Below are 21,029 nucleotides of genomic sequence, written 5' to 3' on the forward strand. Positions count from 1 at the left end.
AGACATAACTTTACAGCCGTATCATAAAAAGCTACGCTAAATAGTGAAAGTAAATCGCCCAGGATGCAATCGAAAGGATGAACGAAAAATGAATAACAGACTGGAGCAATTATCGAACGCTATGAACCATCAAGGATGGGATGTGTTGTTAATTACAGATCCCAAGCACGTGTATTACTTGACAGGCTTTGCCTGTGATCCGCACGAACGCTTTCTCGGCCTATTGCTGGCTCGGGGAGAAGAGCCCCTCCTGATCGTTCCAGCGCTTGATGGTGAGGCAGCGGCAGCAGCTTCATCCGTCAACCAAATCATTACCCATCAGGATACAGATAACCCGTATGAACTGCTCAGCAAACAGATTAAAGGTGCGATCGGCACGATGGCACTGGAAAAGGATCAGCTTACCGTATCCCGATATGAGCAGCTGCAGCATTTTCTAAACGCTCGTGCCTTTGAAGACGCAGGTAAAGTGCTGCGTGAGATGCGTGTAAAAAAATCCGAGGATGAAATCAACAAGCTGAAACGAGCCGCTGTACTCGTTGAAGAGGTGCTCGCCCAAGGTTTGAAGCAGGTCAAGATCGGTATGCGTGAAATCGAGCTTGTAGCCGAACTGGAATATTTGATGAAAAAGCTAGGGGCTGACGGTCCCTCTTTTGATACAATGGTCCTGACAGGAACAAACACAGCTCTGCCTCACGGTGTACCGGGCTCAAGGCCGATTGAACAAGGCGACTTGCTGATGTTTGATCTCGGTGTGTATGCAGGCGGATACGCTTCAGACATTACCCGAACCTTTGCAGTCGGGCAGATCAATAGCGAGCAGGAGCGTATTTACAATACGGTTCTGGCCGCTAATGAAGCTGCTATACATGCTGTTAAACCCGGCGTTACATACGGTTCAATCGATCAGGCTGCCCGGGCAGTCATTGAAGAGGCTGGTTATGGACCTGCGTTCTTGCACCGTTTAGGCCACGGGCTGGGGATGGATGTGCATGAGTATCCGTCCGTTCACGGTCTCAATGAAGAACTGCTCCAGTCCGGGGCTGTATTTACAATCGAACCAGGTATCTATGTGCCGGGGGTAGGCGGCGTCCGGATCGAGGATGATGTTTATGTGACAGACAATGGTGTCGAAGTGCTGACTTCTTTTCCTAAAAAGTTGACGGTCATCGGCTAATCCTGATAAAGACTCGGCCGCTTTCCCAAGACATTTTGGGGAAGCGGCCGTCTTTCATCTATCTTTTTGATATTTGACGGTCTTACCAGAAAAAAAAGTGCCCCAGGTCAGCAGACCTTTGGGACACATTCAAAGTTTAATTTCGTTTATGTCGGCATCACATCAATATCTTGATTCTGATCCTTATAAACGTCAGTATTCACTTCTTTCATCACTTTCCCCGTAACCAACCCTGCCGTTATAGAACCGTTGACATTAAGCGCGGTTCGCCCCATATCAATCAGCGGTTCAACCGAAATCAGAAGCCCTGCCAAAGCTACAGGCAGATTCATCGTGGACAGCACAATCAAAGATGCAAATGTTGCTCCCCCACCTACTCCGGCAACGCCGAACGAGCCGATCATCACCACAACGATAAGGGTCAGTATAAATGACCAGTCAAGCGGATTAATGTCTACGGTTGGCGCAATCATGACCGCCAGCATGGCAGGATAGATGCCCGCGCAACCGTTCTGCCCCATGGTAGCACCCAGGGAAGCTGACAGATTCGCGATCCCTTCCTGAACGCCCAGTTTCTTGTTCTGGGTCTGTACATTCAGCGGAATAGATGCTGCGCTCGAACGGGATGTGAAAGCAAAGGTTAGAACAGGCAGCGCCTTTTTGAGATATGTCAACGGGTTAAATCCGAAGACGGCTAATACAATCAAATGGATAATAAACATGACGATCAGAGCCACATAAGATGCCAGAACAAAATCAACGAGATCCAGAATAACCCGAAGATCCGTTCCTGCTATCGTCTTGGCCATCAATGCCAGAATCCCATACGGTGTCAGCCTTAGGACCAAGGTTACAATCCGCATCACTACTGCATAAACTGCACGGACCATACCGCGGAACGTTTCCGCTTGCTCCGGATACTTCCGGTCGATCCCCAACACAGCAACGCCAATGAAAGCGGAGAAGATGACAACCGCTATCGTGGACGATTTTCTCGCACCTGTCATATCAGCGAATGGATTTGAAGGAATAAATTCTAAAATTTGCTGCGGCAAGGTTTGGTCCTCCACCTCTCCCAGCCTTTCCTCTAACAGTGCGCCCTGCTCTTCTTCTGCCACACCGGCCTGAATATTCTCAGCCGACAGATCGAACGTCAGCGTCGTTACAATGCCGACAGATGCAGCCACCCCTGTGGTTAAAATCAGAACAGCAATAATAAGTCCGCTCATTTTCCCCAGATTGCGCCCGCCCTTAAGATTCATGATGGCAGAGATAATCGATACCATGATCAGCGGTATGACCATCATTTGCAACAGACGGACATAGCCGTACCCTACCAGGTTAAACCACTGTGACGACTCTGCGATAACAGGTGAGTCAGCCGTAAATATGTACTGCAAAACTGCGCCAAAAAGCACACCGAGAGCGAGCCCGGCGAACACCCGCTTTGTAAAGGAATAATGTTTCTTTTGCATCCAATACAATATACCCATAAGCAAAAGTAATACAAGGACATTCACTAATATCCATAGTGTATCCATCGCGCTTGATGCCTCCTTTTCTTAATATGTAATACTACGTATTCATTTCCAAATACGAATGTACTTTAAACATTACCCTTTCAAATCCGATTCAACATCCATTTTAACAAAAGTTATGCATAATACATATAAAAAAGACGGCAGATCTCCGTCTTTTCATAGTAAATATTTTTCGTTTTTCCAGGTGCGATTCATCCAATTCAGGATGGAGCATTGGCTGTAAGGAGGACCTGCGGAGCCCCGTTTTCGGGATGGCTGACAACAGATGGATTCACCCGGAAAACCTCCCGGATAAAGTCTTCCGTTAGTATGTCGGCCGGAGCTCCTTCTCCCGCAATCTTCCCATCCTGAAGCACCAACAGCCGGTCACAGAACTGAGCCGCCAAATTCAAATCATGAAGCACGCTAACTACCGTTATACCGGTATCTTGACGCCATTTCGCAACCAAGTTCATAAATTGCAGCTGGTAATGGATATCCAGATACGTTGTCGGCTCATCAAGCAAAAGCAGCTCCGGTTCCTGAGCCATGACTTTACCAAGAGCAGCACGCTGGCGCTGTCCCCCGCTCAGCTGATCAAGCCGCCTCGATTCAAAGTCCTTCAGCTCCAGCTTATGGACGATATCATCAAGAAACGGCCCGAAGTCCTTTTTCTCCCGTCCAAGCCAGTCTTGAAACGGATAACGGCCCATTTCGAGCACCTCGCGTACCGTGAAATCAGTCGGGGCAAGTCCATCCTGTTGCAGCACTGCAATAGAGCGGGCAAGCTCCTTTCTGCCGTAGCTTGATATAGCTTTCCCGCGAAACTGCAGCTGCCCGGACGATGGCTTCTCCACTCCTGACACCAGATGAAGCAGTGTAGATTTTCCGCTTCCGTTCGGGCCGATGACACCCCACCACTGCCCGGCGCTTACATTCCAGTCGATACCGGTTACCGCATTCACCCGATCATAGCGTTTGCTTACGTTGTGAAGTGTTATCATCGGCTTCCCTCCCTGCGCTGCTTTTTGTTTCGGTACAGCAAATAAGCAAAGAACGGGGCGCCCACAAACGCTGTCACAACACCGATCGGAATCTCGGAGGGTGACAACAAGGTTCGAGCAGCCGTATCGGACCAAACCATGAAGATCGCTCCGCCTAATGCCGATAATGGAATGATAATCCGGTAGTCCGAGCCGGTAATCAGTCGGATCATATGAGGAACGACCAATCCCACAAAGCCGATCACGCCAGACACCGAAACAGCAGCCGCGGTTAGAAGAGTAGCAACCAATAGCACGCTGGTCTTCAGCCGATCTACATGAAGTCCCATATGTGCCGCTTGACGCTCACCAAGTGACAACAAATTAAGGGTACGCGCCCGGCTCCATAAATATAAAAGTCCGGCAATAAAATAAGGCAAAAGAACGGCTACATAAGACCATCCTCTCATGCTTAAGCTTCCCATCGTCCAAAACAGAATATCGGTCAGCGTATCCCGTGACATAACCGTCAGGAAAGAAACGACCGCTCCTAAAAAAGACTGCATCACCACCCCTGACAGAATCAAGGAGTGAATCGGTATTTTTCCATGATCCCGCGCAAGAAGCAGTACGACCCAGAGCGTCGCAGCTCCGGTGGTAAAAGCAACGATCGGCAGCGTCCATTCGCCTGCAAATGAATACTGCAATCCATAAAAAATCAAAATTGCTGCACCCAAAGATGAACCAGAGGATACTCCAAGGGTAAACGGATCGGCAAGCGGATTTCTAAGAACCCCTTGAAAAGCCGCACCTGCCACCGCAAAGGATGCGCCTACCAGCATGCCTAGCAATATTCGGGGAAGACGCACCTGCATAATGATCTGCTCGGAAGAAACCTCCCAATCGGCAGTGATCAGGTCGCCTACCCAGGGCAATCGATGAAGCAGCATAGCTCCAATATCCTTGACAGGTAAATGAACGGAGCCGATGCCAAGACTGACGACCAGCGTCAGCAATAAGATGAGTATTCCCGCCGTTCCATAACCTGCAAGCTTTTTACTCATGGAGTCATCAATTCCGGATAAACCGCCTTGGCTACTTCAATCAATCCTTGCGTTACACGAGGTCCCGGCCGGCTGATCAAGTTGTCATCTACTTTCACAATCTTGTCGTTTTTCACCGCTTCGATCTGATCCCAGCCGCTGCGCTCTTTAATAATTTGATCCAACGTTTTTTGAGATTCATCTACAACATTTCCAGAATACAAAATCACATCCGGGTTTGCAGCGATGATGTTCTCTTCACTGATCTCGAACCAGCCTTCTTTGTCCGCAGCCACGTTGACTGCATTGCTCATATTCAGCATTTCATCCAAATACGTACCTTTACCTACGGTCCAACCTGGTGAAAACTCTACATATACTTTTTTCTTTTCCTCATCTTTTACGGATTTGACCGCTTCCTTCACCAGGTCAATATCCTTCTGCATTTGATCAACAATGCCTTGAGCTTCAGCCTGACGATCCGTAATTTCTCCAACAACCTTGATGCTGTCCATCACTTCAGAAATCGTCTTCGGATCAATCACGAAAAGTTTGATATCAAGGTCACGCAGCTTCTGTACGTTCTGTTCATTCATCGCCGCTGTGAATACAACATCTGCCTCTGAAGCAACGATCGCCTCAACATCCATTTCATATCCGCCCATCTTCGGTTTGGACTTGGCTGCCTCCGGATAGTCGTCTACTTCAGATACCCCCACAATTTCTTCATCCAGGCCAAGTGCGAACAGCTTTTCCGTTTCAGAAGGAGACAATGAGACAATTTTTTCCGGAGCTTTATCAAATGTCATCTCCTCGCCGGTAGCATCCGTTAACGTTAACGGATATACGGTTTTGGCAGAATCATCAGCAGGTGCTTCCGCTTTCTCCTCTTGTTCAGCCGCCGGAGCCGGTTCAGGTGTCGCCTCTTTGGCCGCTTCTTCTCCCCCGCAAGAAGTCAACGCCAGCACAAGCATGAGTGCAGCCAGCATCAGAGACCAAGACTTCCATATTTTCTTCATCGATTCTCTCTCCTTAATAAACCCCTTTTTTAAGAATACTAGCTTGTCTGAAGTACTCAATAATCCTGATTACTGACGAAGTAATCTGCTTCACAAAACAAGGCTGATCGTCCTTTTCATAGAACAATATTAAAAAGCCCCTGATCTCTTCGCATAAGAATCAGGAGCTACGTTTCGGTAGTAATGAACCTTTATTCATCGAATAAGGGGAAGGAGTGCTGTATAAAGCAGCTTACCCTTAGCAGGTTCGCCAAACGTAATCCTCTCCTCGAAGGACCGTCAGTCAGTTACGCGGGCAGGTCTCCTGACTTACAGGTTAAATGATACTTCCGCCTTCCCAGCCTGAATAGCAGGCCAGTGGCTAGAATGGAAGTCTCCCTGTTTCACAGTGGCGGGACCGCGCCGGATTTGCACCGGCTTCCCTTTTAACCCGGGAACAGCATATCATTCACTGCTTTCCCAGGACCTCGCGGGTTATTGAATATTCTATTTGACAAGCTTGCCTCTCTGTTGACGATTATATGAGATTTCCTCTCAGGTTACAACCTATTTTCATAGACTGCCCTGCCCCTTGGCTACCTTAACAGCGGCTGAAGAGCATTGTACTGCTGCATAATTTCGTTCATGACGGGGTGCGCTGCCGGAAACCCGGTATATTTGATAGCCGTCTCCAAGACGCCAGACTCGCGGACCGAGCTCAGCAGCTCGATGCTTTCCGGATCACCCGGTTCGTTAAATAGAAGTGCAGTCGCTATCGACTTGGCCAAAGCCGTGTAAGAAAGATTCAGCTCACAGGCCTGCACGGCGGGCAAGACCAAACGTTCGCCTGGTGAAATTTTACGGATCGGCGAGCGGCCGACGCGAGATACCTCATCGGCCAGTGACGGGTTACGAAGGCGTCCGAGAATCGTTTGAATATACTCCTGATGTTCTTTCCAATCAAAGCCGTGCTTGCTTACTAGCAGTGCTCCGGTCTCTTCCAGCACAGCAGCCACATGCTCTGCGACATCGCTGTCGTTTATGGCCTCTTGGATCGTATCGAAGCCTTTCAGAAATCCCATGTAGGCCGCCGAGCAGTGCCCGGTATTCACCGTAAACAGCTTCCGCTCAATATAAGGCTCTAGATGCTCTACATAATTCACGCCTTCCACGGGCACATAATCGTCAAACATCTGTGAACGGTCCACAGCCCACTCATAGAAAGGCTCCACGACCACCTTTAACGGGTCCTCATGCTGCTGTAACGGCACGATCCGGTCCACAGCGGCATCCGGAAAGGCCACGCATTGTTCCGCGAGAAGGCGGGTATCCTTCTCAATCTGGTCATACACATGCCCTTTGAGGCGGGTGCTGCCTCCGATGGCATTTTCGCAGGCGATCACATGAAGCTTGGAGCCGCCTGCTTTCAGCCGCATGGACAATCCCTCCGCAATCGTGCCTGCAATATGTTTCAATATATCCACTCCGACGGCAGTCGTTACGAGATCCGCCCCCGCCACTGCCCGGGCAGCAGCGGCGGGGTCTGTCGCACTGTTGATGGCTGAGACGCCCCTGACCGTGAAGGTCTCCCCACTTTTACTGGCCACCTCAACCGGATACTCTCCGCGCGCCTGAAGAGCGGCTACCACATCTTGGTTTACATCGATGAAACAAACCTCATACCCTGCCTTCGAGAGCATCAGCCCGATAAAGCCGCGTCCGATGTTCCCCGCACCGAAATGAACCGCCTTCATGTCTGTAATCCTCCCTCGAATATAGCCAGTATTTCCTCTTCCGTCGATGCGTTCATGACACGCTCAATACTTTCGTCCTCTGTAAAGATCATCGCAACATTCGTCAATATTTCCATATGATCTCCACCTGCTGCAGCAATTCCGATGACTACAAATGCCGGCTCATCGCCTCCAAAGTCAACCCCCTCCAGAAAGCGAACGATGGACAGGCCCGTGGAGAGCACCATGCTCTTTGCTTCCTTCGTTCCATGCGGTATCGCCAATCCGCCTCCCATATAAGTTGAAACCATTTCTTCCCGCTCCTGCATTTTCTCCACATAACCCTCCTCAACATGCCCCGCTTGAACAAGAAGGCTTCCCGCCAGTTTAATCGCTTCGGACTTGTCGCTAGCTGTGCCGTTCAGGATGACTTTATCTTTAGACAGTATGTTCATTTCGTTCTCCTCTTCCTTATATTGGTTAGTGAGTCATTGGTAAGTGAATATGAAAATAATGCTGTAGTTCTTCCGCCAAGTAAGACCGGATTTCTTCCTCTGCACCTCTGTCCATCAGATCGATCAGTTCCGTTCTCAGCAGCATGGCACTAATCTCGCTGAGCACCTCCAGACTTTCGCGAGGTAGCTCTTTGGGGGCCAGCATAAGCAAGATGGCAGAAGCTCGCGCTTCATCAGCAAGAGATACAGCATTGCGAAGTCTGAATAAATGGAGTAACGGCTGGGGAATCAGCCGACTGCGTGTGTGAAACAATGCCAGCGATGTGTCGGGAATAAGCTGGCTGCCCATCCGCTCCCGCTCAAGCAGCCTGGCGATAATTGTCTCCGGATCGCTGACCCCTCCATTTCGACTGACAATGCCTATCATCTGTTTAAGAACCCCTTCCAGGCTGCCATCATTGTCCACATCGTTTACCTGAAATCTATCCAAGAGAGACACAATCTCATTCATCAAGGCAGCCCGAATGCGAAGCGACTCCATCGACGGGGCTGTCCTGGCTTCCGCCAATTCCCGCATCGTACTGTCTGCTTCTGAAGTTTTCGGGGTTAATATCGTATTCTGGATATATTTCAGCAGCTTCTCGATATCTTCGGAAGTCAGCAGCGGACTGAGCTTCACATATTGATCCTCTGCCAGAGGCAGATTAATTGTAGATATGATCAGATCGTAATCGGACGCGGAAAGACGGGTTGCCTCATACCAGGACACATTGCCAAGCACTTCAATTTGCGGCACCTCCTTCGCCAGCCGTATGCCCAGCAGCCTTGAAGAGCTTAGTCCGCTGGAGCACACCAGAATCGCCCGGACATTTCGGCTCAACTGCTGAAGGCGTTCAATGGATGCCCCGAAATGCATGACCAAAAAGCCGATCTCCTCATCCGGAACATCAAGATCCCGGATAATCTCGTCTACGGATTCCCGAACCATCCGGAAAAGATCCTCATAATCCTTCCTGATTGCTCCAAGAAGTGGATTGCGGATTCGTGCCCCTTCCCTGATCCGCTTCATCGCAGCTCCCATATGCTCCAACAGCCCCTCACGGAGCGACCGGTCCTCTGGAAACGGCATGCCTGTAAGCTTCATCAAGCGTTCGATCAGCTTCCGCACATTTTCGGCCATTTCCATATCCGTAAGCACCAGCTCGGAATGAGCTGAAGCAGCAGCCGCCCTGTCGAACAGTGAAGTGACATACCGAATTTCATCCTCCGTAAACGAGATCTGAAGTTTCGCTTCAAGCCGGCCGGTAAACACCCTGATCTCCTCGCTTGCCGGATACCGGGCATGCATACTGCCAGCCTTGATTCTAAGCCCCTGCCTGATTCGTTTCACCGTGACGGACAAATCTATCAGCAGATGGGTGTATGCGGCTTCGTTCAGCTCACTCGTCCTGGCCCAGTCCATATCCCATAATGTCTTCTCCACATCCAGCAAAACAGACTTGCTGATCATGGCCAGAAGACGGGCAACCACCGGATTGGTTTGATAAGTCTCGTTCTTGCCGACCAGATTCGAATAATCCAAATGTTCGATCGCTAACTGTCCGATCGCGTTCCGTTTATCGGCTTCTTCGCCTTCAATCTCCACGCCATACCCCCGACGCCGGATCAGCTCCAGATTGAAGCGCTTCACCCATAACTCCAGCTCATCCAAGTCGTTGCTGATGGTAGCTTCCGTCACTTTCAGACTGTGTGCGAGGGCAAACAGTTTAACAGGCTCCTCCGCATCCAGCAGATCACAAAGAACGAATACCCCTCGCTCCTCACCCGAGAAATCCGAGGGCTTGTCGGACAGGAGCCGGTTCCGGAAAGTGGCTATTTCCTCATCATCCGCTCCCTCAATCCAAATCCCGGTTCCCGATTTTTTGTAAACATATAGTCCATAGGCATCCAGCTTCTTCTCGATTTCTTCCATTTCACGGTGAATTGTCCGTACACTGACACCAACCTCGGCCGCAATTTCGGCAGCCGTCATGCCTTCCCTCCGGTCGAGCAATAACAGAACAATTTGACGCTGGCGGGCTGTAATTTGTCTCATGGCGGCTCCTTTCTTTAGAAATGACAGACCAAGCGTGTCTTGAAATTGCAGTGAAATTAGCTTTTTAGCCGTTGTACAAGCTCGTCATAGCGCGGACTTTTCAGGAAATTGTCAATAGATATATGCTCCGCATCGGGATTTACCCCTTTCGCGCGATCCGTCAATGTCTGCTGGGTGATGACGATATCCGCATCCGACGGAATTTCGCTGACCGCCGCGTTAATGACCGTGATATTGACGCCTGCTTGCTGAAGCTTCCTGCGAAGGACCGAAGCTCCCATAGCGCTTGAGCCCATCCCGGCATCGCAGGCAAATACGATTTTGCTGACTTCCTGCTTCTGGATCGAAGCTGCAGCTTCGGCCGCAGGCGTGGTCTGACCACTGCTTCCGCCTGTTTTCATCTCTTTTATTTTGGCGGCCGCTTCCTCCAGATTAAGCTCCTCTTCGCCTTTCTTCCCTGTCTTCAGCAATAGTGCGGCAACCAGGAAGGACACGATGGTCGCGGACAGGACACCGGCAAGCACCGGAATGAGTCCGCCTTTCGGAGCCATGGCAAAGTACGCGAAAATACTGCCCGGCGACGCCGGACCGACAAGGCCTGCGCCAAGAATCTGAAATGTGAACGTTCCGGCAACGCCGCCGGCGATCGCAGCAAGAATCAGCACCGGCTTCATCAAAATATACGGAAAATAGATTTCATGAATACCACCGAAGAAATGAATGACGACTGCTCCTGGAGCGGATGCTTTGGCCGTTCCCCGTCCCACAAGCCAATAAGCCAGCAGGATACCGAGGCCCGGGCCGGGATTCGTCTCCAGCATATACAACACGGATTGTCCCAGGCGTGCCGCTTCCTCAGTTGCAATCGGGCTCAGAATGCCATGATTGATCGCGTTATTCAGAAACAAAACCTTAGCAGGCTCTATAATGATGTTAACTAGCGGGAGCATGTTGGCATTGACCAGGAAATCTACACTCGCCGAAAGCGCTTTTGTAATCGCTTGCACAAGAGGGCCGATTCCTGCATAAGTGACCAGTGTCAATGCGCCACCGATAATGCCAAGAGAGAAATTGTTGACCAGCATTTCGAAGCCGGATTTAACCTTGCCTTCCATCCGCTTATCGAACAACTGCAGTACCCATGCCGCCAGCGGTCCGACAATCATGGCCCCAAGGAACATCGGAATGTCTGAACCAACGATGACACCGATGGTTGCAACGGCACCGATCACTCCCCCTCGCTTGGCGTGAACCATCTGCCCTCCGGTGTATCCGATCAGCAGAGGAAGCAGATACGTGATCATCGGGTCGACGAGTTCACCGAGTTTTTCATTTGGAAACCAGCCTGTCGGGATAAAGAGCGCCGTAATTAGTCCCCACGCGATAAACGCGCCGATATTCGGCATAACCATACCGCTAAGCAGACGGCCCAGCTGCTGCACTTTAACGCGAACGCCGCTAGCTGCTTTGTTGCTTGCTGCCTCGTTACTCATGATTAACCTCCTGTAATATTTATTCAGATCGGAGTTAGCCGAACTCCAGTATGGATATCTCACATATTTATCGTATGTTATCCCGCACGAAGCCTCAACGAAATGAAAACGCAGTTTCGTCATCAATAATGTTGACAATTTTAAATATAATTCAGCCTATAGCTGAGCACCGATTCCACAATTGCCCCTTACCCTTTGCCCTGAGGCGGGACATTGGTTTACAATAAATCTGTAGTCATCTTGGTGTAACCTATCACCGTACATAAATCACATGGAGGCGTACCTATGCTTTTTATCGACAATCAGGGAATTCATGATCCCGCCATTAATTTGGCGATTGAGGAATATGCTTTGAAGCATCTACCGATGGAAGACAGCTACCTTCTCTTTTACATCAACCGTCCGTCCATCATTATTGGCAAGCACCAAAATACGATAGAAGAAATCAATCAGGAATTTGTCCGTGACAACAACATCCAGGTCGTTCGTCGACTGTCCGGAGGCGGCGCAGTTTATCATGACCTCGGCAACCTGAATTTCAGCTTTATTACCAAAGACGATGGACAATCATTCCATAATTTTCTCAAATTCACCCAGCCAGTTATTGACTTCCTGCAAAAAATGGGGGTCCCTGCTGAGCTGAGCGGCCGCAATGACCTGCAAGTTGGAGAGAAGAAAATTTCCGGAAATGCCCAATTCTCCACAAGAGGGCGCATGTTCAGCCACGGAACCCTCATGTTCGACCTGGATTTGAACAATGTACAAGCCTCACTTCGTGCGAATCCAGAGAAATTCAAATCGAAGAGCACGAAGTCTGTTCGCAGCCGGGTAGCAAACATCAAAGAGCTGCTGGGTACAGATATGACAATTGAACAGTTCCGTTCGGAACTGCTGCGTTCAATTTTTGGCATGGAACCCGATCAGGTTCCGCAATATGTTCTGCAAGAGAAAGACTGGGAAAAGATCCATCAAATTTCCAAAGAGCGTTACCAGAACTGGGATTGGAACTATGGCTTATCTCCGGAAAGCAACGTAAAACATGCGAAAAAATTTCCGATTGGCATTATCGATATTCGGATGGATATCAAGGACGGGCACATCAGAGAGATTAAAATATATGGCGATTTCTTCGGCGTAGGCGATGTAGCCGATATCGAGAACGCCCTTCGAGGCAAGCGTTACGAGGAAAAAACAGTAAGGGAAGCCCTCTCTTCTATTGACGTCAAGCATTATTTCGGAAATCTGGAGCTTGAAGATTTGATCGGCCTGATCTTCCTGGAAGAATAGTCTTATCTTCATGCGGCAGCACAAAAGAGGCCGTCCTCAAAGGACGGCCTCTAATTCTGTTTATGTACCTGTTCTAACTGTAACGAGCACAAATAACGGGCAAAAGTGTTATTTTCACTGCCATTATTGTCGGATACTGTGCCTTTCTTTCTCCAGCCAGCTATGCTTTAGCGTGAAGCGATAAACGTGTACCAGAGTAAAACCAGTGTTAGCATAATGCACACATTCTCTACCAACGTTCCCCACTTGCTTCCGGTGCTCATCAGTTTTAACCTCAATCTGAATTTCAACGGAGGCAGCGGTCGTATCCCCCGGTTCGTCAGCATATCAGCGACCAAATGAAGAGTGTAGGACATTCCACCTGCAATCCACAAGCTTCTCTCCTCCATCGTTCCTTGTGCAGCAAAATAGAGCAGCATGGTCCAGCCAACCGCAGCATATACCGAATGTGTCAGCCCTCGATGGGACACCAGCGTAGAAATAATCAGCACACATCCGGCGATGGTATTCCACGGACTAAAGGCTTGTCCGAATTGAAGAAGCCCCAAACCGATCATAAACATGACAATATGACGCAGCGTCCGTCCGGGCAGAAAGGACACAACGCCGATCAGGCCAGCCAAAAACAAATTCCACGGGGCATAATCCTGTCCGTAATAATAAACAAATACCGCTCCTGCAATCAATGCCAACTGCATGACTCGAAGCACTCCGGCAGGAAGAACGGTCCTGACCAAAATGGAGTTCGGCTCATCGATGTCAGGCAGCAGCGAACTGACAGCAGCTACAGCCGCTGCAGGAAGTGTAACGGGAATTCCGGCCAGCCCCATAACCGACAATGTAACGCCCGTGCCAATCATTAAATGGGCTCTTCCCATCATAGTAAACTACTTCCTTTCATGCTCATGTTGTCTTGTTAGAGCCCGTTCGATTTAATCTTCCAGATATATGGGAATATATGTTCGGTATTTTAGTATAACAAAAACCTCTTTCGTTTGTCTACCATTTTCTCTCTTCGCTCAAAGTTCATGATCTGAACAAATACTTAGTAAAGACCTTCCCTTGCCGATAAATGTTATTGCGCTGTTTAATGGAGTTCTTTATGCTGAAGAAGCGTCAGGCAGAACAGGACATAGACCTGCCTTGCTTATGTATTACATGTTAGACTTGTCTATGCCGAAATTGAATTCTGCACGACTGGCGGTACAATAGAGTTAAATAGATAGAGATACAGTCAAAAAGGAGAGAAAACCATGACCGATTACAAACTGATCGCCATCGACATCGATGATACCCTCATCAATGACGATAAGGAAGTTACCCCTGGAGTTCAGCAAGCGTTGGAGCAAGCTATCGAACAGGGCGTCATCGTAACACTGGCGACCGGACGAGCCTATGCATCCGCACAAGCGATTGCCCGACAAACCGGACTTAATGTACCGATCATCACTTATCAAGGGGCTTTGATCAAAAACTTGATGGATGAGCAGGTTCTCTATGAGCGTTATGTTCCTGTTGATGCAGCCAAAAAGCTCTATGAGTATTGTGTTTTGCACAATCTACATCTGCAAACCTATGTTGAGGACAAGCTGTATTCACGGGAAGAGAACCAGAAGCTGATTGATTACTGTGGACTGAACCGCACACCTTATTATATTGAGCCTGACTTTATCAAAATGGTGGAGCAGCCTACACCAAAAATGCTTATTATCGACGACCCTGCTTATCTCGACGAGCTCATTCCAGTGTTCCAGGAAATGCTTGGCGATCAAATGCATATTACGAAATCCAAACCGCAATTTTTGGAGTTCATGCATAAAGAGGGTACGAAAGGCCATGCCCTGAAATTCCTTGCCAATCATTTCAACTGCGCTTTGGAACAGACGATTGCGATCGGTGATTCCTGGAATGATCATGAAATGCTTGAATGCGCTGGACTTGGCGTTGCTATGGGCAATGCGATCGAGCCGCTCAAGGAATTGGCTGATTATGTAACGCTCAGTAATAATGAAGATGGCGTGAAGCATGTTATCGAAAAGTTTGTGCTGAACACATAATAACTTTTTATATCAGTAAAAGGCCCGTACCTAAGGTTTGCATCCTTAAGGTTCGGGCCTTTTTATTAAGTTTATCTTTATGCAAATGAGGGCTTCTTGTCATCAACTGATCCGCTAATGACCTTCACATATTTCTTATCTGTACCTTCTACAGAAGGACCAATATAAATGCTTGATTGCTTCTGTCGTCTTGCTAGACGCTCTCGCGCTTTTAAAGACCCCTCAACAGGAATATTTCCGCGGACCACCCAATGACCGCTGGCGGACCCAAGATTTCCCGCGACTTTCTTCTTGCCATTCCTGCTCATATGGAATCTCCTCCAACTAAATGTCTGATGGTTCGGAGCAATTCACGATTATGCTCAACCACTTCTCCAAGCTCTTCATCAGATAGTATCTGATGTCCTGTAAAATGAACCGATAATACATGATTTACACCTAAAGGATAGCAGAACACATACACCTGCGCAACTTCCTCTTCGTGATAAAATGCCCATTTACCGCTGTTATAGACATCTACAATATATATTTCTTGCTGGGTACCTGATTTAATGTCATTTGCGTCAAACGAAAAAAAACGTCCTCTCCCTACATTACCCCCGATTTGAGCAATTCCATCATTTCCGGACTTCGCCCAAAATGCAGCTCCGGTGACCCGAAAGTCGCCGCGTGCAGGCGGAAGCAATGAATTACGCACCGCTTCACTAAGCGCATGAAATTTTTCGGAAAGATCCTTCACATGAATATTACGATTATATTCCCAGAAAAAATGGAGTACACTTTGCTTACGCTTTAGCTCCGTTTTCTTTGACTCTATGACTTCGGCCGGGGTTTCAAAAAACGACTCCGCCGCGATCGCATTAATAATATGACCGCATGCGACATCCACCGCTGACTTGTAATCCTGATCGTTTCTCAGCTCATATTCCAGCAAGGTAAGCCCCTGCAGGTCCGTTAGAAGATGATATTCTTTTATCGTAACATCTTTAATCAATTGATCATTCGGCTCCACCTGATCGGGAACGATGCAAAAGACTCTCTGCCTGCCCAACCTTCCCCAGAACAGCCCCATCTCAAACAAAGTGTTATCCCTTGTTACAAAAACTGGCTTGCCTCGGATGAGAGCCACATCATCAGGAGAAAATACAAATATCCCAAAATCACTTCGCTCCAACTGCCTCTCCAATGCCTCCATCGTATACGCATTCGTTTCAAAGGTGCCGCCATACCACGGTGTTACCTGAGCTGATCTCTTGATTTGTTCATGAATGGCGCGAGCATACTTGATGGCTTCTCGGGAGGAACCAATAAATAAATTCGGTTTTGGATTAGACATAGGCACATCATATACTCCCCTTGTTGTTCAATTTACTTTTATTCGACTATTATAACAAAGTTAACTATTTTTTGGGAATTATTTGTTTATTCATTATATGTAAACAATGAATAAACAGACTGTGATAATAGCCATAGTTTTGTGTACTGAGATAACAAAAATGAAAAAGGAGTTACGGGCGGGTATGCAGAAATCTTATTTTATCTAAAATGAAAGCGGTTGGAGGATTTTTTCAATAATGAAAAAAATACGATTGCAAGGCCAGCGCGTTGTTCTGAGAACGCGTGCGGTAGAAGATATGCCTGTGCTGTATGATCTTATCTATGGATGTGAGCAGCCGGAATGGAAAAAGTTTGACGCTCCTTACTTCCCACACGAACACCTAACCTATGAACAGTTTTTAAAGCAGTGGGGTACCGATTTCACATCGGATAAGCTTCCGAATGACTTGCTCATTGAAGCAGACGATCAAATTGTCGGAACAGTCACTTATTATTGGGAATATAAACCGACACGCTGGCTGGAAGCAGGGATCGTCATCTATTCCCCTGATCATTGGAGCGGCGGATACGGAACAGATGCCCTTTCTCTATGGGTCGATTTCTTGTTTGAACATCTGGAAATTGGCCGAGTCGGGATTACAACCTGGTCGGGGAACCCCCGAATGATGCGATGTGCCGAGAAAGTCGGTATGCAAATGGAAGGCCGAATGCGTAAATGCCGGTATTATAATGGTATATATTATGACTCCATTCGGATGGGGATGACACGGGAAGAATGGGAAAGCAGAAAACAAACAACACTCTAAAAATAGCGAGTCGTTCAAAGAGTCATGAACTTATCGAAGGCAACGTCCACTTGGACAAAACGCAAAAAAATGGCGGTACAGAAAAATTCCTGTATCGCCCTTGTCAGTCTCATCGGTACTACTTTCCAATACCGGGTACCACCTTATTCATACTTTGGAAAATCTCCTTAGGGCACGCATCCTCATCGCTCTTATATCCCCGCCAAAACCTGATACCAAATGCCGCGCTTGGAATAAAGTGTTTCACGTACATGCTCCCACCCACCAAGATATTCAATATCAAAAAGTCCAGGAGGCTGCGGAAATTGCTGCCCGCCTTCACGGTATACCGATTCCTCTACTGGCCTAAAGCCGTATTTCATAAATACACGCTGCGCTTCAGGCGACTGCAAATACGAGACAAATGCTTCCGCCACATCAAGGGTTCCATGTTCTTCTGCATAACGGTGGACAACAGTAGCTGGATTCTCGATCAGCATCGTGTATTCCGGAATCACAATCTCATACTTTACCCCTTGCGCAATGCGTGCAAGCAGCTCATTTTCATAGGTAACGATCACATCGCCTACACCATACTCAAACGCAGCCATGGAGGCGCGGCCGCTCTTGTCGAGCGACTCTACGTTACGATGGACTTGCTCCAAAAAAGCTTTTGCCGCAGCGGGGTCCTTATGTCCCTGTTCTTCGGAACGTTTCAGGCCTGCCCCATAGATCGCATTGATATCCCACTGAGCACCGCCGGATGTTTTCGGGTTCGGATACAACACTTTTACACCAGGCTTGGCTAGATCATCGAAATCCTTTATATTTTTCGGGTTTCCCTCCCGAGTACCCAGAACTACAATCGAACGGGTGACCATCCCGCTGTAGGGTTGATTCTTCCAGTCCTTTTTCACAAGACCTGACTTCACCAGCTTATCCACATCTCCTTCCAGTGCCAGCAAAGTAACGTCTGCTTCAAAGCCGCCTGCAATCGAGCGGGCCTGAGTACCAGACGCCTCATAGGACTCCTGAAAGTTAATTTTTTCGCCATTCTCCTCAAGCCACTTTTTTCCGAAAGCCGGTACAATTTCAGACATCGCATCCCGTGCTACACTGTAAGCGCCAATGACCAGCGTCCGCTCTCCGGATTTAGCAGCTGCCTTGCCCTGCTCTGCATCGCCCGCACATCCAGTCAGCAGTGCGATCAACAGCATAAACAGCATCCCCGTTCCAATACGATAAGAATAAACAGCTCCAGCAGCCTTTGGATTAGGCGGGAATGTTTGTCTAAAAATCTTCAACATCCGATATCGATACTGCGTCTTCACCTTCCCACCTCCACCCGTATTTTTTTCAGATCATGATCGGCATCGGATCTACCTTAAGCCTGTTCTCCTCTATCCAACTGTTCTCGTCATTAAATAGATAAACGCGATGTACAAGTACTCGAACCGCCTGCCCGGGCTGAAGCGTTTCTTTCTCCAAAGAACGATAGGTCATCAGATTCAGTCCGTTCACCTCAACCTCAACCAGCCACTCGCTTCCGCGAAAATGCAAATGTTTGACGATGCCCTTCTCCGTCGCTGAAAGAATAGGAAAGTCTTGTTCATCGCCAATTTCGATATATTCAGGACGAATGAGTGCGCGCACTTGTATTCCTTCCGCTGCTTCATCAAACCCTTTCAAGTCCGCCGCACGTTCCACCATGGTCGATTCTCCGATAAAGGTTGCGACAAACGGGGTTGCCGGCTCTTTGTAAATGTCCCATGGCGTCCCCATCTGCTCCACCCGTCCCTGATTGATGATCATAATCTCATCAGCAACCTCAATCGCTTCATCCTGATCGTGAGTTACAAAAATAGATGTAATGCCCACCCGTTCAATGAGCTCCCGCAGCCAAGAGCGAAGCTCCTGACGGATTTTTGCATCAATAGCGGCGAAAGGCTCATCGAGCAGCAGCAGCTGCGGCTCTGGTGCCAGAGCGCGGGCAAAAGCAACACGCTGTCGCTGTCCACCAGATAATTGATGCGGATACCGCTTTTCAAAACCACGAAGGCCCGTCAGTTCCACCAGCTCCATCACTCTCTCTTTAATCCGGGTTTTGGGTACTTTCTTCACCTTCAATCCGAAAGCGATATTATCATACACCGTCATGTGCTTAAACAGCGCATAGTTCTGAAAAACAAACCCGATGCCGCGCTCTTGCGGCGGAATGTCGTTTACAACCTGGCCGTGAAAACAGATTTCACCGGAGTCCGGGGCTTCAAGCCCGGCCAACATACGCAAAATAGACGTTTTTCCGCCTCCGCTCGGACCGAGAAGACCGATTAAATGTCCTTTTTCGATCTCAAAGCATACATCCTTTACAGCATGAAAGGTACCAAAGTGTTTATTTAGATCACGGACCAGCACATGCATCTCAAAGCACTTCCTTTCTCTTTTTGACCCATTCCATCAAAAGTAAAAGTCCGGCTGATATAGTAACCAGTACTAGAGCAACGCTGCTTGCCGCCGCCACATTAAAATTTTCGACATCCTGATACACGAGCGTTGTTGCCGTCTGTGTCTTGTTCATGATGTTTCCAGAAACAACGAGGACAGCGCCAAATTCGCCCAATGAGCGGGCAATCGTCAAGACCATACCGTAAACAACGGCCCACCGGATCATAGGCCAGGTTACTTTCCAAAACGTCAGCCAGCCATATGCCCCAAGCGTAGAGGCCGCCTGCTCCTGCTCCAATCCGATTTCCTGTAAAACAGGCATCACTTCACGAACCATCAGCGGAAAGGTAACAAACAATGTCGCTATGACCATACCGGGAAACGCATAGACCACCTTAAAGCCAATGCCTTCCAGAAAGCCGCCGATAATGCTATCCGGTCCCAAGATCAGAACAATCATCAAGCCACCGATGACGGGAGAGACTGCGAAGGGGAGATCGACAATGCTATTCAGCAGTCTTTTCAATTTCCCGCTAAGCCACTTTGCCCGAACGAGATACAAAGACAGCATAATGCCAAACAGGGCGTTAAGCACGGTTACAATGACAACAATCGATCCGGTCATCAGCAGTGCATGAACCGCCTCTGGCCTTCCAAGAGCTTTACCTAATCCGGCGATCCCGCCGCTGAAGGACTCCGCAATGATCCTGGACAGAGGGGCAATCAGAAGCACGAAAAACACTGCGTAGGTCAGGCCAATCGTTAACCTTCTCATCCCCGCTTCCCCCTCTGCACCCGGTTCATTAACCATAAAACGATAAAAGACAGAGTCAGCAAAATGACAGAGACTGACGCTGCGCCGACTGGATTATCGCTTTCGATTTCACCGTAGATGAATACAGACGCCACCAGTGTGCGGCCTGGAATGTTTCCTGCCACTAGCACAACAGCGCCAAATTCAGCGATAGCCCTGGAAAAGGCCAGCATCCCGCCGCTAATAATCCCTGATCTCATGGATGGAAGAATCACATGAAAGAACGTATGAGCCTTCGAGGCTCCCAGCGTATAAGCCGCTTCTTCCTGGGATGTTTCCAGTTCCTCAAGCAGCGGCTGCACCGCCCGTATAACAAAAGGGAAGGTTACAAATACCATGGCAATGACAATAGCCGGTTGATGAAATACGATTTCAACGCCTATAGCTTCTGCAGCCCTCCCGAGCCAGCTGCCCGGCCCAAGCAAAAGGAGAATCATCAGCCCTCCAACGGCCGTAGGCAAAGCAAAAGGCAAATCCACAAGACTGTTTAGCGCCATCCTTCCGAAAAAACGATACCGGGTCAGCACCCATGCAACCATCGTACCGACAACGATGTTGATCAACGCTGCAACAAGGCCCAGCTTTAAGGTCAGCAGTACAGCTTTCCAAGCAATCGGATCAAGCAAACTGGCTGCAAATGACTCCCATCCGTCGGAAAATGATTGCACATACACCCCAAATACCGGAAGAACAATAAGTACACCAAAATAAAGAAGAATCGTGCTTCTAAATCCCCACAGCCAACTTTTATGACGGATCAGCGTTGCCAAACTTCGTTCCCTCCTGACTCCGGGTAAACCGGTCCC

19 protein-coding genes and 1 riboswitch are annotated in these 21,029 nt (G+C 48.6%); of the genes, 4 read left to right on the forward strand and 15 right to left on the reverse strand.

Going from position 1 to position 21,029, the window contains the following annotated elements; genetic code table 11:
* Positions 1-88: 88 nt before the first annotated feature.
* Complete coding sequence (locus C8268_RS04980; RefSeq protein ID WP_106766660.1) at positions 89-1,177, forward strand: M24 family metallopeptidase; 1,089 nt, start codon at positions 89-91, stop codon at positions 1,175-1,177.
* Positions 1,178-1,323: 146 nt separating this feature from the next.
* On the opposite strand, the gene C8268_RS04985 is transcribed toward C8268_RS04980, so the two are convergent.
* The 8 genes from C8268_RS04985 to C8268_RS05020 all read right to left on the reverse strand — a co-directional run bounded on the left by C8268_RS04985 (position 1,324) and on the right by C8268_RS05020 (position 11,497).
* On the reverse strand, positions 1,324-2,718 hold the full coding sequence (locus tag C8268_RS04985; protein WP_106766661.1) for an L-cystine transporter: 1,395 nt from the start codon (positions 2,716-2,718) through the stop codon (positions 1,324-1,326).
* 200 nt (positions 2,719-2,918) lie between these two features.
* Positions 2,919-3,701, reverse strand: a complete 783-nt coding sequence (locus C8268_RS04990) for an ABC transporter ATP-binding protein (RefSeq protein ID WP_106766662.1) — start codon at positions 3,699-3,701, stop codon at positions 2,919-2,921.
* Entirely contained in the window at positions 3,698-4,744 is a 1,047-nt protein-coding gene (locus C8268_RS04995; protein WP_106766663.1) for a FecCD family ABC transporter permease, read from the reverse strand. Before C8268_RS04995 ends, C8268_RS04990 begins: the two co-directional genes overlap by 4 nt.
* Positions 4,741-5,742: an ABC transporter substrate-binding protein gene (locus tag C8268_RS05000; RefSeq protein ID WP_106766664.1), complete on the reverse strand. Its 1,002-nt coding sequence runs from the start codon at positions 5,740-5,742 to the stop codon at positions 4,741-4,743. The genes C8268_RS04995 and C8268_RS05000 overlap by 4 nt, the downstream gene beginning before the upstream one ends.
* 280 nt (positions 5,743-6,022) lie before the next feature.
* Positions 6,023-6,227, reverse strand: a riboswitch (cobalamin riboswitch).
* A 90-nt stretch (positions 6,228-6,317) separates the two neighbouring features.
* Complete coding sequence (locus C8268_RS05005) at positions 6,318-7,475, reverse strand: mannitol-1-phosphate 5-dehydrogenase (RefSeq protein ID WP_106766665.1); 1,158 nt, start codon at positions 7,473-7,475, stop codon at positions 6,318-6,320.
* Positions 7,472-7,909, reverse strand: a complete 438-nt coding sequence (locus C8268_RS05010) for a PTS mannitol transporter subunit IIA (RefSeq protein ID WP_106766666.1) — start codon at positions 7,907-7,909, stop codon at positions 7,472-7,474. The genes C8268_RS05005 and C8268_RS05010 overlap by 4 nt, the downstream gene beginning before the upstream one ends.
* 25 nt (positions 7,910-7,934) lie before the next feature.
* A complete protein-coding gene (locus tag C8268_RS05015; RefSeq protein WP_106766667.1) occupies positions 7,935-10,004 on the reverse strand; it encodes a BglG family transcription antiterminator in 2,070 nt (689 codons plus the stop codon).
* Between the two features lie 56 nt (positions 10,005-10,060).
* Positions 10,061-11,497 carry a PTS mannitol transporter subunit IIBC gene (locus C8268_RS05020; protein ID WP_106766668.1) on the reverse strand — a complete coding sequence of 479 codons (1,437 nt, stop codon included), beginning with the start codon at positions 11,495-11,497 and terminating at the stop codon, positions 10,061-10,063.
* Between the two features lie 285 nt (positions 11,498-11,782).
* Here C8268_RS05020 and C8268_RS05025 point away from each other — a divergent pair, with 285 nt between their 5' ends.
* Positions 11,783-12,784 (forward strand): lipoate--protein ligase, encoded by a 1,002-nt coding sequence (locus tag C8268_RS05025; protein ID WP_106766669.1) that lies wholly within the window; start codon positions 11,783-11,785, stop codon positions 12,782-12,784.
* Between the two features lie 167 nt (positions 12,785-12,951).
* Here C8268_RS05025 and C8268_RS05030 read toward each other — a convergent pair whose 3' ends face one another.
* Complete coding sequence (locus C8268_RS05030) at positions 12,952-13,665, reverse strand: metal-dependent hydrolase (protein WP_106766670.1); 714 nt, start codon at positions 13,663-13,665, stop codon at positions 12,952-12,954.
* 372 nt (positions 13,666-14,037) lie between these two features.
* Here C8268_RS05030 and C8268_RS05035 point away from each other — a divergent pair, with 372 nt between their 5' ends.
* Positions 14,038-14,841 (forward strand): Cof-type HAD-IIB family hydrolase, encoded by an 804-nt coding sequence (locus tag C8268_RS05035; RefSeq protein WP_106766671.1) that lies wholly within the window; start codon positions 14,038-14,040, stop codon positions 14,839-14,841.
* 77 nt (positions 14,842-14,918) lie between these two features.
* On the opposite strand, the gene C8268_RS05040 is transcribed toward C8268_RS05035, so the two are convergent.
* Both C8268_RS05040 and C8268_RS05045 read right to left on the reverse strand, forming a co-directional pair.
* Positions 14,919-15,149, reverse strand: a complete 231-nt coding sequence (locus C8268_RS05040) for a hypothetical protein (RefSeq protein ID WP_106766672.1) — start codon at positions 15,147-15,149, stop codon at positions 14,919-14,921.
* Complete coding sequence (locus tag C8268_RS05045) at positions 15,146-16,177, reverse strand: TIR domain-containing protein (protein ID WP_106769839.1); 1,032 nt, start codon at positions 16,175-16,177, stop codon at positions 15,146-15,148. The genes C8268_RS05040 and C8268_RS05045 overlap by 4 nt, the downstream gene beginning before the upstream one ends.
* A 238-nt stretch (positions 16,178-16,415) precedes the next feature.
* On the opposite strand from C8268_RS05045, the gene C8268_RS05050 reads away from it, so the two are divergent.
* Positions 16,416-16,985: a GNAT family N-acetyltransferase gene (locus C8268_RS05050; RefSeq protein WP_106766673.1), complete on the forward strand. Its 570-nt coding sequence runs from the start codon at positions 16,416-16,418 to the stop codon at positions 16,983-16,985.
* Positions 16,986-17,176: 191 nt separating this feature from the next.
* Here C8268_RS05050 and C8268_RS05055 read toward each other — a convergent pair whose 3' ends face one another.
* The 4 genes from C8268_RS05055 to cysT form a co-directional block, all read right to left on the reverse strand.
* Positions 17,177-18,190: a sulfate ABC transporter substrate-binding protein gene (locus C8268_RS05055; RefSeq protein ID WP_420094270.1), complete on the reverse strand. Its 1,014-nt coding sequence runs from the start codon at positions 18,188-18,190 to the stop codon at positions 17,177-17,179.
* A gap of 130 nt (positions 18,191-18,320) precedes the next feature.
* Complete coding sequence (locus C8268_RS05060) at positions 18,321-19,385, reverse strand: sulfate/molybdate ABC transporter ATP-binding protein (RefSeq protein WP_106766674.1); 1,065 nt, start codon at positions 19,383-19,385, stop codon at positions 18,321-18,323.
* A gap of 1 nt (position 19,386) precedes the next feature.
* Positions 19,387-20,184, reverse strand: a complete 798-nt coding sequence (locus C8268_RS05065; protein WP_106766675.1) for a sulfate ABC transporter permease subunit — start codon at positions 20,182-20,184, stop codon at positions 19,387-19,389.
* Positions 20,181-20,993 carry a sulfate ABC transporter permease subunit CysT gene (cysT, locus tag C8268_RS05070; protein ID WP_106766676.1) on the reverse strand — a complete coding sequence of 271 codons (813 nt, stop codon included), beginning with the start codon at positions 20,991-20,993 and terminating at the stop codon, positions 20,181-20,183. Before cysT ends, C8268_RS05065 begins: the two co-directional genes overlap by 4 nt.
* Positions 20,994-21,029 lie beyond the last annotated feature (36 nt).

The sequence above is a fragment of the Paenibacillus faecalis genome (genome assembly GCF_900289175.1).
Classification (GTDB): Bacteria; Bacillota; Bacilli; order Paenibacillales; family Paenibacillaceae; genus Paenibacillus_AQ; species Paenibacillus_AQ faecalis.

Excerpts from the sequence above, each read along its gene's own strand:
- C8268_RS04980 (WP_106766660.1), top strand. The coding sequence starts at position 89 with ATGAATAACAGACTGGAGCAATTATCGAACGCTATGAACCATCAAGGA.
- C8268_RS04985 (WP_106766661.1), bottom strand. The coding sequence starts at position 2,718 with ATGGATACACTATGGATATTAGTGAATGTCCTTGTATTACTTTTGCTT.
- C8268_RS04990 (WP_106766662.1), bottom strand. The coding sequence starts at position 3,701 with ATGATAACACTTCACAACGTAAGCAAACGCTATGATCGGGTGAATGCG.
- C8268_RS04995 (WP_106766663.1), bottom strand. The coding sequence starts at position 4,744 with ATGAGTAAAAAGCTTGCAGGTTATGGAACGGCGGGAATACTCATCTTA.
- C8268_RS05000 (WP_106766664.1), bottom strand. The coding sequence starts at position 5,742 with ATGAAGAAAATATGGAAGTCTTGGTCTCTGATGCTGGCTGCACTCATG.
- C8268_RS05005 (WP_106766665.1), bottom strand. The coding sequence starts at position 7,475 with ATGAAGGCGGTTCATTTCGGTGCGGGGAACATCGGACGCGGCTTTATC.
- C8268_RS05010 (WP_106766666.1), bottom strand. The coding sequence starts at position 7,909 with ATGAACATACTGTCTAAAGATAAAGTCATCCTGAACGGCACAGCTAGC.
- C8268_RS05015 (WP_106766667.1), bottom strand. The coding sequence starts at position 10,004 with ATGAGACAAATTACAGCCCGCCAGCGTCAAATTGTTCTGTTATTGCTC.
- C8268_RS05020 (WP_106766668.1), bottom strand. The coding sequence starts at position 11,497 with ATGAGTAACGAGGCAGCAAGCAACAAAGCAGCTAGCGGCGTTCGCGTT.
- C8268_RS05025 (WP_106766669.1), top strand. The coding sequence starts at position 11,783 with ATGCTTTTTATCGACAATCAGGGAATTCATGATCCCGCCATTAATTTG.
- C8268_RS05030 (WP_106766670.1), bottom strand. The coding sequence starts at position 13,665 with ATGATGGGAAGAGCCCATTTAATGATTGGCACGGGCGTTACATTGTCG.
- C8268_RS05035 (WP_106766671.1), top strand. The coding sequence starts at position 14,038 with ATGACCGATTACAAACTGATCGCCATCGACATCGATGATACCCTCATC.
- C8268_RS05040 (WP_106766672.1), bottom strand. The coding sequence starts at position 15,149 with ATGAGCAGGAATGGCAAGAAGAAAGTCGCGGGAAATCTTGGGTCCGCC.
- C8268_RS05045 (WP_106769839.1), bottom strand. The coding sequence starts at position 16,177 with ATGTCTAATCCAAAACCGAATTTATTTATTGGTTCCTCCCGAGAAGCC.
- C8268_RS05050 (WP_106766673.1), top strand. The coding sequence starts at position 16,416 with ATGAAAAAAATACGATTGCAAGGCCAGCGCGTTGTTCTGAGAACGCGT.
- C8268_RS05055 (WP_420094270.1), bottom strand. The coding sequence starts at position 18,190 with ATGCTGTTTATGCTGTTGATCGCACTGCTGACTGGATGTGCGGGCGAT.
- C8268_RS05060 (WP_106766674.1), bottom strand. The coding sequence starts at position 19,385 with ATGCATGTGCTGGTCCGTGATCTAAATAAACACTTTGGTACCTTTCAT.
- C8268_RS05065 (WP_106766675.1), bottom strand. The coding sequence starts at position 20,184 with ATGAGAAGGTTAACGATTGGCCTGACCTACGCAGTGTTTTTCGTGCTT.